The following is a 15,135-nucleotide window of genomic DNA, read 5'->3' as shown; positions in this document are numbered from 1 at the left end:
GGCCGGTCGACTTGCCCGTACCCGTGGTGCGTTCCAGCTCGTACTGCTCGTACCCGTGCCGAGCTCCAGCGGGCCCCGGTCACGGCCGCCCGCCGGTGACGGCGCCGACGAGGGCGGTCAGGTCCGGCAGTACGACATCCGCGCCGTGGACCCGCAGGGCCGCCGCGGCAGCGCTGTCGCGCGTCCGGTCGAGGCCGACCACGAGGCCGAAACGGCCGCGCCGGCCTGCTTCCACCCCGGCCAGGGCGTCTTCGACCAGCGCCGCCTCCGCGGGGTCGGCACGCAGCCGCCGCGCCGCTTCCAGGAACAGGGAGGGGTCCGGCTTGCCCGCCAGGGCGAGCCGTGCGGCGTCCGTGCCGTCCACCAGTACCTCGACCAGCCCGGCCAATCCGGTGGCTTCCAGCAAAAGGCCGGCGTGCCGGGACGCCGATGCGGCGGCGCACCGCACCCCCATGGCCCGCAGCGCCTCCAGGACCGGCCGGACCTCGGGGAACGCCGGTACGCCTCCCCCTTGGAGCGCGGCCGTGAACGCCTGCTCCTTGCGGGCGGCGACCGCCCACACCGTGTCGCAGCCCGGTGGATCCGCCGCGGTGCCCGGCGGCAGCTCGATGCCCCGGGCGGTCAGGAAGGCGAGCGCGCCGTCGAGGCGGGGTTTGCCGTCGACCAGTTCCCGGTACTCCCCCGCCACGTCGAAGGGGAGCTGCCGGTCCGTGCGTGCGTCGGCCGCCCAGGCGTCGAGGCAGCCGTCGAAAGCGGTCTTCCACGCGGCGGCGTGCAGCACGGCGGAGTCGAGCAGGACACCGTCGGTGTCCAGGACGACGGCGTGCAGCGGATTCACCGCCGCACCACCCGCCGGCCGCTGATCCGGCTCAGGGTGATCTTCATCCAGTGCGTGCGCCCGCCGCCGGCCCACGGCAGGGAGTACGCGACGGCATCGAGCCGGACGAGCTCCGCGGCATCGGTGACGCCGTCCATCCCGCCCACGGCCAGGACGCTCCAGCCGAGCCTGGTGACGTCGTCGATGTGGTCGACCTCGAAGGCCACCTCCGTGCCGGCGGCCCGCGCGAGCACGGCGTCCGCGGAGGTCCGGAAGGCGATGTCCCGGCCCGCCACGACATAGTTGACCGGGAAGATCCCCGGACCGTGCGGGGCGGAGACGGCGATCCTGCCGACGCCGTGCGTGGAGAGCAGCCGCCGGCACTCGCCGACGGGCAGCTCGACCAGCTCGGCGTCCAGCACCGCCTTGCCCCTGCCGGGCGGACGGTCGGTCATGGCGCCGGTCAGTTCCGCGACGGTCGTGTCGAGGGCGGCGGCGATGCGTACGAGGGAGCCGATCGCCGGCGCGGCGGCGCGTTCCTCCAGGTAGGCGACGTACGTGGCGTCGGCCCCGCAGCGCTCGCCCACTTCCTCCCGGCTGAGGCCGAGTTCCTCGCGTCGGCCGGCGAGGCGCCGGCCGAGGTCTGTGCGTCCGGTCGGCGCTTGCGCGGCGGCCGGTCCGGAGCTGCCCTTGTTCATGGCTTCCCATCTCCTCTCGGCGTCACGGCTGCGCGGCCGCGACCGGGACGACGTCGTGCTGGGGCCCTCCGGGCGCCACCTCGAGGCGCCGGGGTGGGCGGAGGGGCCGGCGGAGGGGACCCGGACGTACTCGGCCCGGGCGCTGTCGACGGTGTGCACCGGTACCCACCCGCCCCCGCGGGATGCGGCGGATCAGCACGCGGTCACCGGGGCGGACCCGGACGTCGCGGCCGGTCTCCACCACGGTGCCCACGGCCCCGTGGCCGGGGATCCGTCCCGGGGTCACCTCGGGCACGTCGCCCTTGATGACGTGCGGGTCGGTACCGCAGACGGTCACCCCGTCGACGCGGACGACCATGTCGGCGGCGTCCTTGATGATCAGGTCCGGGATGATCAGGTCCGGCACGTCCTGCCAGGCGGTCCGCCCGGGGCCCCGGAAGACGAGTGCCTTCATGACATCGCCCTTCTTCCTCGTGCTCGCGGCGTGCTCGCGGCCGGTGGGGTTCACCGCCAGCCTGCCCCGGCGGCGACCTCCCGCGCATGGGCCGGTCGGGTCCGGGGAGGGCCTGTCGGCCCCCTCTCGGACCCGTCCGGGGTGTGAGCGGGAGCCCGGTGGACCCGCGCCGACGGACAGCTCGCCGGGGCCACCCCGCGCCCTGGCCGGCTGCGGACTCTTCCAGGGTTTCGCGGACCTGCGCCGCCGCAACCGGAAGGAGCCGGGCCTCGGCTCCGGCCGGGGCCCCGCGTGACCCGGAAAACGGCCGCGCCACGGCCGTCAGTGGCGTCTGACCGACCCCCGCAACGGAGCCGTCGTCGGTGCCGCCGTCGCCCGGGCCCGCGACCGGGTCGGCCGTCGTACCCGAGCCGGGATGGCCTTCGTACCCGAGCCGGGAAGGCCGTCCTGGTCCGCCGACGGGGGCCGGACGGCCCCCGCGTATGCACCGCGCGGCCCTCCCGCAGGCCCTGGACCCGGCGCGAGGGTGAGGGGGGAGGGCTGGAGGCACACACCATGACCGCCATGAGGACCTCCCGGCACCGGGACGCCGTCACCCCGCCCACGCCCGCTGAGGAGCAGCCATGACCTCCACCCCGTACACCGTCGGCGACGTCATGACGACGACCGTCGTCGCCGTCACCCCCGCTGCCGGGTTCAAGGAGATCGCCACCGCGATGGAGCGCTGGAAGGTCACCGCGGTCCCCGTCGTCGAAGGGGAGGGCCGCGTCGTCGGCGTCGTCTCCGAAGCCGACCTCCTCACCAAGGAGGAGTTCCACGCCCACCGCCCGGGGCTCATCGAGCAGATGCGCCGACTGGGCGACACCGCGAAGGCCGGATCGGTCCGCGCCGAGGAGCTGATGACGACCCCCGCCGTCACCATCCGCGCCGACGCCACGCTCCCCCAGGCCGCCCGCATGATGGCCGACCGCCGCATCAAGCGCCTCCCGGTCGTCGACGCCGACGGCGCGCTGAAGGGCATCGTCAGCCGCGCCGACCTCCTCAAGGTCTTCCTGCGCACCGACGACGACCTGGCCGCAGAAGTCCGGTGCGAGGTCGTCGAGCGCGTCTTCCCGCTCTCGCACGGCGACGTCACGGTCGACGTCGCCCAGGGAGTCGTCACCCTGACGGGCCCGGTCCGCGATCCGCACCTCATCCCCGTGGCCGCCCGCCTCGCCCGGGCCGTCGAAGGCGTGGTCGGCGTGCACTGCCGGCTCGAAGGCCCCGCGACCGGCTGACCTCCGACGGCAGTTCGCCGCGAAGCCGACCGCACCGATCGCGCTCGTCGCAACGACCGTGCAGCCGCGCCGGCGCCTCCGGGCCGAGGTGGCCGGGCCCGGCGCCCGGCCGGGCGGCGCGCCCCCGCACTCCCGTCGGCCCGGTTGCGGGGGAGCCGCCCGGTCGGCCGCGGACGGCGCAAGCGGCACTCCCGCGGAGCAGACCGAAACGAATCAAGGAGCGGAAACCCCTGTCTGACTGCGGCTGCGGATGGCAGTCTCTACTCCTCGGAAGCGTCGTCCTGGGGGGGGATCACACGTGATGGAGACGGGTACGGGCATGGGCCTGCGGGGCCGCAGCGGCATCCTGTCGCTGGTCGACGCGTGCCTGAAGGAGCCCCCGGCGGCGGAGCGGCCCGTGACCATGCTCCTCGGCCCGGCGGGCAGCGGTGCCAGCGAGGCGCACAGCGCGCTCATGGAGCACTTCGGGCCCGACTACCCCTTCGCCTTCGTCAACTTCGGCGGCGCCCAGTCCCTGCTGCCGCGCTACGCCCTCGGGCTCCTGGCCCGCCAGCTCGAACGCAAACTGCCCCGCTACGGCCGCTCCCACTTCCCGCTGCTCAGCCTCGGCCTGCTCGCCTCCGACCAGGAGCTGCGGATGCGGAGCCTCGCCGAGGGCCGGCGCGCGGTGCAGCGGCAGCTCGACCGGTTCCAGGAGGAGAACGAGGCCCGGCACGGCGACTACCTGGCCGCGTTCTTCGAAGTGGGCATGGGCGCGGTCGGCATGCCCGAAGGCGCCTCCACCGCCGCACTCGCCCTCTTCCAGGACGCCCTGCGGCGCGGCCGCCGCACCGTGCCCGGCATGTTCGGCGGCCGGCTGGGCAACCGGCTCACCGCGGGGGCCCACTGGTACGGACGCCACCCCATGACCCGCAGCGCGGACCCCATGGAAGCCCTGGTGGAGCTCAACCTCTGGCGCCACGAGGGCGACGAGAACCAGCAGGAGCGGCTCGACCTCGTCCTCTTCTCGGCCTTCCTCGAGGACCTCAGACGCAACACCGCCCGGAACTTCATGCCCCGCTCCTACCTGTTGCTCCTCGACAACGCCCACACCGAGTACGGACGCCGCTTCCTCGACCTGCTGCTGCGCTCCCGGCACGACGAGACGGTCGTGGCCGGGCACGCCAGCGACCCGCTGACCGCCGTCGCCAGCTCCAACCGCTGGCTGCCCCGCTGGGGCCCGGCCACCGGGGACTCCTGGCCCTGGCAGCTGCGCGGCCCCGACCGGGCTTCCCTGGCCGACTGGAACGCCCATCGCCCGACCCGTGACAGCGAGGACACCTGGTGGTACCCGTTACGCCTGCGCGACCTCAACCTGGACGAGGTGCGGATCCGGATCGAGCTCCAGCTGGGCGGCAACAGCGACCTGGCCCCGCTGACCCGCCTCACCCCGTTCGTGCACCGGCTCACCGGAGGGCTGCCGCGCGCCGTCCACCAGGTGCTCGACGTCCTGCGCCAGGCCGGGCCGCCCCCGGACTCGGGTCCCCAGCAGGACCGCTGGCTGCGTACCCTGCCCGACCGGCCGCTGCGCGCCGGGGAATTCTCCGCCACGCTCGCCGACACCGCCCTCGGCCACCTCCTGCGCGACTTCGACGACGCCCAGCGCGCCACCCTGGCCGAATGCGCCGCCGCCCGGGACTTCTCGGTCGCCACCCGGCTGCTCAGCCCCACCGATTCCCTGTTCGGCGAGATCCGCTCCCGCTGGCTGCTGACCGGACCCGTCGCCGTCGTGCCCGTACTCCACCCGTGGCTGCGCCGGCTCCTCCTGTGGCGGCTGGCCGCACGCCCCGACGGGTGGGACGCCGTGCACGAACTCCTCGCGGAGTACTACCGCGGGGAGGGCAAGCCGGTGCAGGAGATGTACCACCAGCTGGCCCGCGGGCGGGCCGAGGAGGTCACCGCCCACCTGACGCGACGCTTCACCGCCGTACCGGCCGCGCAGTGGATCTCCGAGTTCGACGCGATCACCGCCGCGCCGAACCGCCTCCCCGCCGACAGCGGACCGCTGGAACTGCTCGCCGGGCTCGTCCCGCGCCAATCCGGGCACGTGAGGGACACCGAGTCCGTGATCCACGCCCTGGTGACCACCCGCTGGGTGTGGAGCGATCCGCTCGCCGACCCCGCCATGCGGCTGGGCGACATCATCGCCGACGGCTACACCCAGCTGTCCCAACTGCGGAGGAACGACATCGTGGCCCTGTTCAACGAGTCGGAGCGGTACCGTCATTGGCGCGATCCCCAGACCGCCGGCTGGGAGGGCTGAGCGCATGCCCAGACTCGAATGGCCCCTGCACGTCGTGCGCCGCGTCGCCCTCGCCACCGCTGCCGCCGTCGCCCTGGCCGCGGCGCTGTGGATGGGTGTCGGCTGGTTACAGGAACGTCAGGCCAGATGCGCCGAGGGGGTCGTCGAGCAGGGCCCGGACGACGAGTGCGTCGGAGTGACCGACGGCTCATACGTGTTCGCGCCGAACCTCGACGCCGTCAGCAAGAAGATCGAGGAGGAGAACCGCCGGGTCCTCGCCAACGCGGACAAGGAACCGTACGTCAGCGTCGCCTACTTCACCTCCTTCACCACCACCGCCGAGGACAGCAACTCCGCAGAGGGCGTCCGCCACGAACTCCAGGGCGCCTACCTCGCCCAGTACCGGCACAATCAGGGCGACCTCGCCGCCACCCCCAAGATCCGTCTGCTGATCGCCAACCCGGGCAGCAGGTCCACGCAGTGGAAGCACACCGTCGACGAGCTGATCGCCCGCAAGGACTCCCCGGACCGGCTCGTCGCGGTGACGGGCCTCGGCCCCAGCACGAACGAGAACCTCGCCGCCATAAAGCTCCTCTCCGAACACGGCATCGCCATGGTGGGCGCCACCATGACCGCCACGAACATCCAGGGCATCAACGGTTTCGTCCGGATCGCCCCGACCAATGAGGACGAGGCCTACGCGGCCGCCGGATACCTCAAACGGCGCGGCGTCGCGACCGGCGTCGTCATCCAGGACGTGGCGGAGGGGAATCTCTACGCCGCCACCCTCGGCACCGCCTTCACCAAGGCGTTCCAGGACGGCGACAAGCACCGGCTCGTCGCCGAGCGCATGACCTACGACTCGTCCGTCAGCAGTGCCTGGCAGAACGAACTGCGCTACATGCCCGGCCAGTTGTGCCAGCAGCGCCCTCAGCTCGTGTACTTCGCGGGCCGCGGGCGGCACCTCACCCACTTCCTCGACGCACTCTCCAACCGCAGCTGCACCGACCAGCAGTTCACCGTGTTCGCCGGGGACGACACGACGAACCTGAGTCCCGAACAGCTCGCCCACGCCGCCGAGACGGGCATCGAGGTGCTCTACACCGGCCTCTCCCACCCCGACATGTACCGCGCGGCGCCGCAGTCGGTGTCCGCACCGTCGGCGAAGAACTTCCAGCCGGGCGGGCTGCTGGACCGGTGGTTCCCGCACGACCCCCGTGAGGACGGCGGGGCCCTGATGGGCCACGACGCGGTCCTGGCCGCGGCCCACGGCATCCAGATGGCCGCCCGCTGGCAGGGGCAGGTCGTCGGCGACGCGGTGGCCCGGATGTTCCACCAGATGGACGGCACCCAGCAGGTGGCCGGAGCCAGCGGGTTCATCTCCTTCCAGAACAACGGCAATCCGCGCAACAAGGCCGTCCCGATCCTGCGCCTCAACGGCAAGGGCCAGGTCGAGTTCGTCGAGGTGTCCGCGGCGGAGGGCAAACCACCCCAGGAACAGTGAAGCGGCCGGCCCGGGGGTGCGGCCGCCGGGGGACGCGGCGGGGCGGGGCGCAAGGGGACCTGCCCGCACGTCTGTTGCGCCCTTCCCGTCGCCGGGGCGGCACGTGACGGCGCGGGCCCCGGGCGCCCCGGCCGGGGTCGGGCCCGGGTCGGGCGAGCGAGCGGGCGCGATCCGCGAGTCCCGGCCCGCCCGCCCGCCCGGTCAGGGCTCCGCACAGCCGCAGACGGGCCGGCCCGCCGTCCGGGAACACGTCCGGGCCGGCGGGCGTGAGTGGCGGTGGCCGGCGCCCGGACGCGGAACCGATGGGGGTGTCGGTCTGGAGCGGGACCGTGGCAGAACCGCCAGGGCATACGCTCCCGGGCGACTCCTTCCCCGCGCTCGCGCCTGTCCGGCGATGGACGTTGCCGGGCCGGACGCGGGGAAGGGGCCCGGTCTCGCGGGCCGGATCAGCCGGTGGTGGCGGTCCTCCGGCGACGCGTGTACACCACCGCACCGCCGACCGCCGCCAGGGCCGCGGCCCCGGTGGCGGTGACGGAGGCCGCCTGCCAGGACGTCTCGGCCTCCGGTATCGCGGACGCGGCCGCGACCTGTTCCGGCTGGTCCTCCCCGAGCCCCGCGTACCCTCCGGCCAGGCCCTTGCGGTCGTACTCCGAGCCGGGCATCTTGTCGCCGTAGCGGGCGGTGACCAGCTTCTGGTAGGCGGCGAGGGTGACGCCCCGCTTGCCGCCGAGGCCGGTGGTCGCCTCCTCGTTGAGCGGCTCGACCGTGCCTTCGGCGGTGAGCCGGTACCAGGCGTGGATCTGCGGCTCGGTGAAGGTACGGGCCTGCGGAGTGCCGCGCTCGGCGAAGCCGACCTCGGCGTCCCCGTCCCGGATGCCGGCCAGCTGCCAGCCCTCGGCGCCGACGTTCTGCGGGCCGCTTCCCGTCGCGGGGGCGTTCACCTTGGGCGCGAGCAGCACGGCGGCGTTCTTGCCGTCGGAGGCGGTCACCCGGGAGGCCAGGTAGGAGAGACGGATCGCGGTCTGCGGGTCCGCCTGGGTCTTGCCGCTCACGAACTCGGGGCTGATCTCGAACATCGGCACCGGGTCCTTGAGGTCGAACCCGGGCGGTGCGGCGACCGCGGCGGGTGCGTTCCCCGGGGCGCCGACGGTGCCGCCGTCCGCGGCGGGGGCGGCGGCACCGTGCTGGCGGGCCGACACCAGGAAGCGGGAGACGGTGTCGCGGAGTTGGTCGCTCCGCAGAGCCTGCTGGGCGGACGGGTAGCCCGCGATGCCGTCGCCCTCCGCGGCCTGTGCGGGAACGATTGCGCTCAGGGCCGAGGCGAGCGCGGCCGTGGCGAGAACGGCGGCCCGGATCGCCGCGCGCTTGGTGTGTCGCATGGTCTGCATGGTCTGCATGGTCGGTCTTCCCCTCAGCCCTGGATCCCGATGCGGGAGTGGGTCCACTGGAACGAGTTGTTGTTCACGTACGTGGCGTGGTTCCACCAGGTGTAGGTCTGGGTGGTCTGCCACGGGTCGCCGACCGCGATCATGTTGGTGGTGCTGTCGTAGCCGTAGATGACGTTCATGTGACCGCCGCCGGTGCGCCAGCCGAACCGGACGGCGAACGGCCGACCTGCGGCGATCTCGGTGACGGACTCGCTGAACGAGGCGTTGCGGTACAGGCTGCGGCCGCTGTCGCGCAGGCCCAGCCTGGCCAGGCCGTTGGCCATGTCTTCCAGCGTCGCGGGCTGGTTGTTGCAGTCCACCCAGGTTCCCTGGGCGGCGAGTTGGCAGAACTGCTCCTGGCTGACCGAGCGGCCCCAGTGTTTGGCGATGGTCACGCCGGAGGCGTCCCAGCACCACTGGGTCCTGACCTGCTTCTGCATGTCGATCTTGAGCGTCTTCGCGGTCGTGGGGGTGGGGGGTTTCGGGTTGGGGTTGGAACCGCAGACCGGCAGGGGGGTGGTGTTCTCCTTGATGAAGGCGTCTGCGATGTAGTACGAGCCGGTGTAGATCCACCGCGGGTTGTTCTCCACGGTGTCCCCGGTGGTCCGGCAGGACATCTGGATCCTCTCGCCCACCTTCGAGGAGCCGTTCACCTGGGCCGAGAGGGACGGCTTGGCCCGGTGGTTGACGGTCCGGTAGTTGCCCTGCCCGCCGATGACCGTGCCGCTGACCACATCGGCCTGGGCGAGGGCGCCGAAGCCGAACAGCAGACCGCCGGAGAGCGCGGCGGTGAGCGCGGCTATCAGCGCCTTCTTGCGGCGGGACGCGCGACGTTTGTGCATCATGCTCCTTGATCTGAGATGCGGGGACTTGCCTGCCGGCGGCACTCCGGTGTGTGGTGAAAGGTCAGCGGGTCGGCTCGCCCGTCAGGACCCGGACCGAACGGTGCAGGGGCCGGCCGTCGAGGACGCGAGGCCTTACCGGAATGCCGGGCGACCCACCACCCCGCCGCGGGGGCCGCCGAGCCGGACGTGCGGACCGAATCCGCACGCGGCTGTTGTCTGTTGCCTTCGGAATACCGCCGAAGGTCGGCCTGGCCGGAGAGTACGGCTCCGTCAGCCGTGTTCTCCGCAGAGGCTGCTACAGCCGGGCGATGCCGGATGACCCAGCGTCATATCCGGTGAGACCGCGGGCCTTGCGCCGCCGGTGAAGCTGAGGTTCAGGTCCTCCACAACCAGGCACGACCACACCTCTTTCCTTGAGTGCTTTGGGTGCCGGGAATCCTGCCAGAGAGAAGGAGGGTTCTGAACGACGTTGCTCTATGCGCGAAGATGTCCCCTGTTCAATCACCCGAAAGGAGCGATATGACATGACGTCAACTAGGCGGCAGATATGGCCAGTTGACCGACGCGCCACCTTTGGTCCAGGCCATTCCCAACCGCCTCAATGGCGTGCGTCTTTACGTAAACTTGGTACATCGCATGTCTTTGTTGGACGACCCGTCAAATAGCGAAATCGCCCAGAGTGCACGCCGCGTGACTCTCCATCATTCCAAAAGGAAGAATCGACCCCGGGTTTTGCGTGGAAAGGATGATGACGTCACACCGGACCCCGGCAAGCCGATGACTCGGCGGATTCACACCATGACGTGTTCGGCCCGGAGCGCAGACGAGGACCGGTTCACGGGGCAGCGGGGACGTGCGGCCCCCGGTGCACTCGGCCGCCGCGGGGGCCCGGGATCGCGCAGGCCCTCGGGTCGCCACTGCCCTCCCGGTGGCCTGCCACCGTCTCAGCGGCCGCGCGGCCATCCCGTACGCCGTCGGGAGGTGCGTTGCCTGCGCCCGGACAGCAGGGACGGGGCGAGTGCGAACACCACGGTGATGTGGGCGCCTCCGAGAGGACCCCGCGCGATGTCCATCGAGCCGCCGGTGACGGACGCGGCCCTGCGGGCGATGTCGAGGCCGAGTCCCGAGGAGCCGGTGCTGCTCCCGCGGGAGAGGGCCCGGTCCGGTTCCGGGATGCCCGGACCCGCGTCCTCCACGACCAGTTCCACGGCCTGCGCGGTGCGCAGGACGCGGACGGCGAACGGAGTTCCGGGTGGAGTGTGCCGGAAGACGTTGCCGATGAGCGCGTCCACCACGGCGGCGATGTCGTCGTCGGAAAGGCTGACGGGTGCGGGCTCCTGGGTGAGTTCCAGGGAGCAGGGCCTGTTCTGCTGCTCCGCCAGGACCGCCCAGAAGGCGGTCCGGCGGCGGACGACGTCGGCCGCCTCGCAGCGGGGTCCGGACGGTCCCGTGCTCGTGGCGTGGTGGCCCGTGCCCCCGTCCGTGCCGAGCATTCCCTGGCCCATCGGGCCCACGGCGAGCGGGGTGCGCGCCGCGGTGATGATGGCCTGGAGTTCCGCCTCCAGTGCGCCCACCGCCGCCTCGACCCTGGCCGACTCCGGTGAGCCCGCCATCCGCTCCGATGCCAGGTGCAGGGCGGTCAGCGGGGTGCGCAGCCGGTGGGACAGGTCGGCGACCAGTTCGCGTTCGACGGCGAGCAGCTCGGTCATCCGGTGGGCCATGGCGTTGAAGGCCAGCCCCGCGTCGCGGAGTTCCTTGGGCCCCATGGGCTCCACCCGGGCGTCCAGATTGCCTTCGCCCAGCGCCTGGGAAGCGTGTGCGAGCCGCTTGGAGGATCTGACGACCTTCGCGCCGAGGCGGTCGGCGACCAGCACGGAACCGCCGATCAGCCCCACGGCGAGGAGGAGCATGACGGCCCAGGAGGCCCGGACCCCACGGGTCAGCTCCTGCTCGGGGACGAAGTTCTCGATGACGGCGACCCGGTCGCCGGGCAGCACCACCGGCTGCAGGCATATCCAGCCGCTGGGAATCCGCTGGGAGATGGACTCGCGCCCGTGCTGTGACCGTTCGAGGAGCGACGCGGGGGCCCGTGAACTGCCGAGGGCGGGGGCGTCCGGCAGGTGGACGACCAGGTACTCGGCCACGTCCAGGCTGGCGGCGGACTCCCGCAGGGCGGACGGGTCCGTGGTCAGCGTCAGTACGGGGGCCAGGGCAGCCGCCCGCTGCTCGGCCGCGGTGACGCTCTGCTCCTTGACCAGCGACATCACCAGTGCGGCCAGGGGTATGAGGAAGGAGAGGGCGACCATGGAGGTCACGGCGAGCGCCACTCCTGCCAGTGAGCGTCTCACCGCGGCGCCACCAGCTTGATGCCGACGCCTCGGACGGTCAGCAGGTAGCGCGGCGCCGCTGCCCGTTCGCCGAGCTTGCGGCGCAGGGACGACAGGTGCACGTCGACGGTCTGGTCGTCCACGTACGGCTCGCGCCAGACCTCGGTCAGCAGCCGCCGTTTGGAGACGACCTGGCCGGTGTGGTGGGCGAGGAAGGCCAGGAGGTCGAACTCCCGGCGGGTGAGCCGGAGCTCCCGGCCGGCCAGGTACGCGGTGCGCGCGCCAGGGTCCACCGCCAGCTCGCCCACGGTGGTGGCGCGCAGCGGTTCGGCTGCCGGTGCCGGCCCCGACGCCTGAGCGGCGTGCGCGGCGTGGGCGGGGGGAAGGTGGCTGGTGCGCCTCAGGACCGCGGAGAGGCGGGCGATGAGCTGTCCCCCGGAGAAGGGCTTGACCAGGTAGTCGTCGGCGCCCGCGTTGAGGAGCTTGATGATCTCCGTCTCGTCGTCGCGGGCGGTGGCCACGAGTACGGGCACGGAGGAGATGCCGCGGATCATGCGCAGTGCGTCTCCTCCGTCCAGATCGGGCAGCCCCAGGTCGAGGACCACGGCGTCGACGGGCATCTGGGTGACCTCGCGCAGGGCGCCGAACCCGTCGCCCACGCTGCGTACGGCATACCCGTGCTCCGTCAGGACCTCGATCAGTGACTGGCGGATGCTGGGGTCGTCTTCCACGACCAGGACGCTGGGCATGGGCACACCTTAGGTGAACGCTCATTCCTCGTGGACATGCTCATTACTGGTGGACACCGAAGGCCGGGCCGTCGTCGGTGATGCGGAGGCGCACGGGGCGGTCGGAGACCGGGATGGTGCAGCCCTCCTGCGAGCTGCAGCTCGCGTAGCCGAGCAGGACCGTCGCGTCTCCGTTGCCGTCCGCGCGGACGGGCAGCGTGGTGGTGACGGGGCCGTCGGGGTAGACGGGGACCGGGGCGTCGACGCCGGGCACGCTGATCGTGCGCACGTCCGCGGCGGCCGTCAGTTTGCCGTCCGCCCGCAGGACCCCGGTGACGTCCACCGCGGTGGGTCTGCCCACGCCCTCGATTCCGGTGGGTGGCAGATCGGTGCTGTAGAGGTGGAACCCCTTCTCCTCGGGGGTGAAGACCGCCGTCAGGGTGCCCTTCTCGGCATGCCAGTCGGAAACCGAGAGCGTGACGGTGACGCCGTTCTCGGTGAAACGCATCGTGGGCGCGGCGCCGTCGGCCCCGGCGGGCTGCTCGCCGCATGCCGCGAGCGCGGCCAGGGAGAGGAGGGCGGCCGCGATGCGGGCCTTGCGGGAATGCCGGACGTACGGGGAGACCTTCATCTGTGCCTCTGCGTCAGGGGACGGGTGGGGGGACGGAGAACTAGACGGCTGCGGTGAAGTCCGCGCTCCACAACCCGAGGCCGTGCGCGCGTACGAAGGCCTGCGCCGCCGCGCGGTCCCGGTCGCGGACGTTGATCCCGAGGAACCGGACCCCTTCGGCCCGGGTCTGCTCGCTGAGCCTTTCGAGGTCGTCGGCCTCCGCCCGACAGGGTCCGCACCACGAGCCCCAGACGTTGAGCACGACGACCTGGCCACGGAACCCGGTGAGGCCGACCGGCTTTCCGTCCAGGTCCTCGCCCGCCAGCACGGGCGCGGTCGGCCGGGCGGCGGACTCCACGACCGTGGCGGCCGCCACCACGAGGCCGATTCCGGCCAGGGCTGCGGGCCGCAGAACGGGTCGTTTCATGACGCCCACTGACGCAGGAAGGAGTTGATCCCCTCCGCGGTCAGGGCGGGGTTGCCCGTGGCGTGGGTATCGGTGCGCACCGTGCCGGACGGCGTGACGACGACCAGGACGGGCATCTTGTAGGTGCCGCCCGAGGGGCTGTACTTGCGCAGGAGCGCGGAGTTGGCGGAGCTGTCGCCGCCGATGTCGACCTTGACCAGGTGGTACGAGGCCCCGAGGATCGCCGCGGTCCCCGGCTGGGCGAACACCTTGTCGGCCGCCTTGCAGTTGCCGCACCAGTTGGCGCCGAAGTCGAGCAGCACCATCCTGCCGTCTGCCTTGGCCGCTCTCAGAGCCGCGTCGATCAGCTTCTGCGCATCGGCCGAACCGTCGTAGCCGGGCCCGGGTATCCGTGCGGGCGCGGGAGCGGCGGACGTACGGGACGGTTTGGGGGCGGCCGAGGCGGCCTGGGTGCGCGACGGGGTCGGCGCGGAGGCGGAGGGGCTGCCGGCGGTCGCCGACGGCGAGGCCGAGGCGGTCGGGGACGCATCGGCGGAGGAGACGGCGGCAGCGGACTCCGTCCCGGTGGGAGGGCCTGCGACGACTGTCCGGCCACCGACGGCGATGCGGCACCGACGGGCTGGGAGGACGGCCCGCACGCGGCGGTCAGCCCCGCGGCGACCACGGCGGCGGCCACCAGCGGCAGCCGCACTCCACGGGCCGCGAAGGAGCCGGGCCGGGACGTGCTGCGGCCGGCGCGGACGGGTCGGAGCATGCGAGGACTCATGGCGAGGACACCCCAAGGCACGGTTCGGACTACGGGACGGGCGGAACGCCTCCCGGATCGGTGAAGCCGACGGCCGGACCGGTCGCCGGGACATCACGCCCGGACGCCGAAGGCCGCTCGGCTGACGCGAGCATAGGACCGCTCCGGGCCGCCCGGACCGCGTGGGCGTGATCTTGAGGTTCCCCTAAGGAACAGCTCACCTTCCGCTTCGCCGGAACCCGGGCGATGAGCGCACATAAAGAGATGAAACCAGCAAAAGGGATCAGGGGGTCAAGTGGTGCGGATCGCCCCGCCGGCGGGCCCTTGTCAGAACGACGTCTCGCGGACGCTGGCCTTCGCCACCGGTTCGATCGTCGCCGTGACCTCCGAGCGGTGGTCCGCGCTGGTGAACGTGACCGTCAGGGTGTCGTCCGCGGTCTGTGACGTGGTGGCCTTGAATCCGCGGCCGGGTATCGCGGAGATCAGGCACACGCCGCGGCTCCCGTACCGCACGGTGACCTTGCCGCCCTGCGAAGGAACGGTGTGCAGGCCCGGTCCGCCCTCCTCGCAGTCGACGGCGGGTTTCGGCGCGGTCGTCCGGGGCGTTGCCGCCGAGGCCTTCACGGGTACGGGGGTGGAAGCCGAGGGGGACGGCCGCTCGGTCGCGGTGGGCGAGCCGCCGGCGGACGCGCTCGGGGACTGCGGGCTCGGGGACTGGCCCTGCCCCGCCAGCCAGGCCGGCGGCGAGTCGAAAACCATCGGGGCGGAGCGGGCGACCGGAGGCGTATGCCGGGTCGAGCCGACCACGAACTGGACCGTGACGAGCACGGCGGTCACGCTGGTGGCCGTGCACGACAGCCATATGAGCAGGTAGCGCGGAATTCGAGGCACGGCCCCATAGTGGCCGACGCTGCGGGCCGCCCGTCACCGCCTCCCCCGGACAGCGGCGCGGCCCGCCTCGGATCCGCGGGCGAACGCCGACATCCTCCTGGCCC

Annotated in this window: 13 protein-coding genes and 1 pseudogene; 3 read left to right on the top strand and 11 right to left on the bottom strand. The window is 72.6% G+C overall.

Going from position 1 to position 15,135, the window contains the following annotated elements:
- Window positions 1–79: 79 nt before the first annotated feature.
- The 3 genes and pseudogenes from ACFCZ1_RS01950 to ACFCZ1_RS01940 form a co-directional block, all read right to left on the bottom strand.
- Complete coding sequence (locus ACFCZ1_RS01950) at window positions 80–838, bottom strand: HAD family hydrolase (protein ID WP_376676359.1); 759 nt, start codon at window positions 836–838, stop codon at window positions 80–82.
- Window positions 835–1,515, bottom strand: a complete 681-nt coding sequence (locus ACFCZ1_RS01945) for a helix-turn-helix domain-containing protein (RefSeq protein ID WP_376676762.1) — start codon at window positions 1,513–1,515, stop codon at window positions 835–837. Before ACFCZ1_RS01945 ends, ACFCZ1_RS01950 begins: the two co-directional genes overlap by 4 nt.
- A gap of 90 nt (window positions 1,516–1,605) precedes the next feature.
- Window positions 1,606–1,969, bottom strand: a pseudogene (locus ACFCZ1_RS01940) (alcohol dehydrogenase catalytic domain-containing protein); the annotation flags it as partial.
- Between the two features lie 623 nt (window positions 1,970–2,592).
- On the opposite strand from ACFCZ1_RS01940, the gene ACFCZ1_RS01935 reads away from it, so the two are divergent.
- From ACFCZ1_RS01935 to ACFCZ1_RS01925, 3 genes are all read left to right on the top strand, one after another.
- Entirely contained in the window at window positions 2,593–3,246 is a 654-nt protein-coding gene (locus ACFCZ1_RS01935) for a CBS domain-containing protein (RefSeq protein ID WP_376676358.1), read from the top strand.
- 301 nt (window positions 3,247–3,547) lie between these two features.
- Window positions 3,548–5,548: a hypothetical protein gene (locus ACFCZ1_RS01930; protein ID WP_376676357.1), complete on the top strand. Its 2,001-nt coding sequence runs from the start codon at window positions 3,548–3,550 to the stop codon at window positions 5,546–5,548.
- A 4-nt stretch (window positions 5,549–5,552) separates the two neighbouring features.
- Window positions 5,553–7,031, top strand: a complete 1,479-nt coding sequence (locus ACFCZ1_RS01925; protein ID WP_376676356.1) for a branched-chain amino acid ABC transporter substrate-binding protein — start codon at window positions 5,553–5,555, stop codon at window positions 7,029–7,031.
- Window positions 7,032–7,477: 446 nt separating this feature from the next.
- Here the strand turns inward: ACFCZ1_RS01925 and ACFCZ1_RS01920 are convergent, their stop codons facing one another.
- The 8 genes from ACFCZ1_RS01920 to ACFCZ1_RS01885 form a co-directional block, all read right to left on the bottom strand.
- A complete protein-coding gene (locus tag ACFCZ1_RS01920; protein WP_376676355.1) occupies window positions 7,478–8,419 on the bottom strand; it encodes a hypothetical protein in 942 nt (313 codons plus the stop codon).
- A gap of 23 nt (window positions 8,420–8,442) precedes the next feature.
- Window positions 8,443–9,303 carry a papain-like cysteine protease family protein gene (locus ACFCZ1_RS01915; RefSeq protein WP_376676354.1) on the bottom strand — a complete coding sequence of 287 codons (861 nt, stop codon included), beginning with the start codon at window positions 9,301–9,303 and terminating at the stop codon, window positions 8,443–8,445.
- Window positions 9,304–10,247: 944 nt separating this feature from the next.
- On the bottom strand, window positions 10,248–11,651 hold the full coding sequence (locus ACFCZ1_RS01910; protein ID WP_376676353.1) for an ATP-binding protein: 1,404 nt from the start codon (window positions 11,649–11,651) through the stop codon (window positions 10,248–10,250).
- Window positions 11,648–12,379, bottom strand: a complete 732-nt coding sequence (locus ACFCZ1_RS01905) for a response regulator transcription factor (RefSeq protein ID WP_376676352.1) — start codon at window positions 12,377–12,379, stop codon at window positions 11,648–11,650. The genes ACFCZ1_RS01910 and ACFCZ1_RS01905 overlap by 4 nt, the downstream gene beginning before the upstream one ends.
- 43 nt (window positions 12,380–12,422) lie before the next feature.
- The gene (locus ACFCZ1_RS01900) at window positions 12,423–12,989 is read right to left on the bottom strand and encodes a hypothetical protein (protein ID WP_376676351.1); all 567 of its coding nucleotides are present in this window, start codon (window positions 12,987–12,989) and stop codon (window positions 12,423–12,425) included.
- Window positions 12,990–13,029: 40 nt separating this feature from the next.
- On the bottom strand, window positions 13,030–13,395 hold the full coding sequence (locus ACFCZ1_RS01895) for a TlpA disulfide reductase family protein (RefSeq protein ID WP_376676350.1): 366 nt from the start codon (window positions 13,393–13,395) through the stop codon (window positions 13,030–13,032).
- The gene (locus ACFCZ1_RS01890; RefSeq protein ID WP_376676349.1) at window positions 13,392–14,033 is read right to left on the bottom strand and encodes a thioredoxin family protein; all 642 of its coding nucleotides are present in this window, start codon (window positions 14,031–14,033) and stop codon (window positions 13,392–13,394) included. Before ACFCZ1_RS01890 ends, ACFCZ1_RS01895 begins: the two co-directional genes overlap by 4 nt.
- Window positions 14,034–14,467: 434 nt before the next feature.
- Window positions 14,468–15,031, bottom strand: coding sequence for a hypothetical protein (locus ACFCZ1_RS01885; RefSeq protein WP_376676348.1), 564 nt, complete (start codon window positions 15,029–15,031; stop codon window positions 14,468–14,470).
- Window positions 15,032–15,135 lie beyond the last annotated feature (104 nt).

The sequence above is a fragment of the Streptomyces sp. NPDC056224 genome (genome assembly GCF_042267665.1).
GTDB lineage: Bacteria > Actinomycetota > Actinomycetes > Streptomycetales > Streptomycetaceae > Streptomyces.
This window is presented reverse-complemented; position numbering and strand designations above follow the sequence as displayed.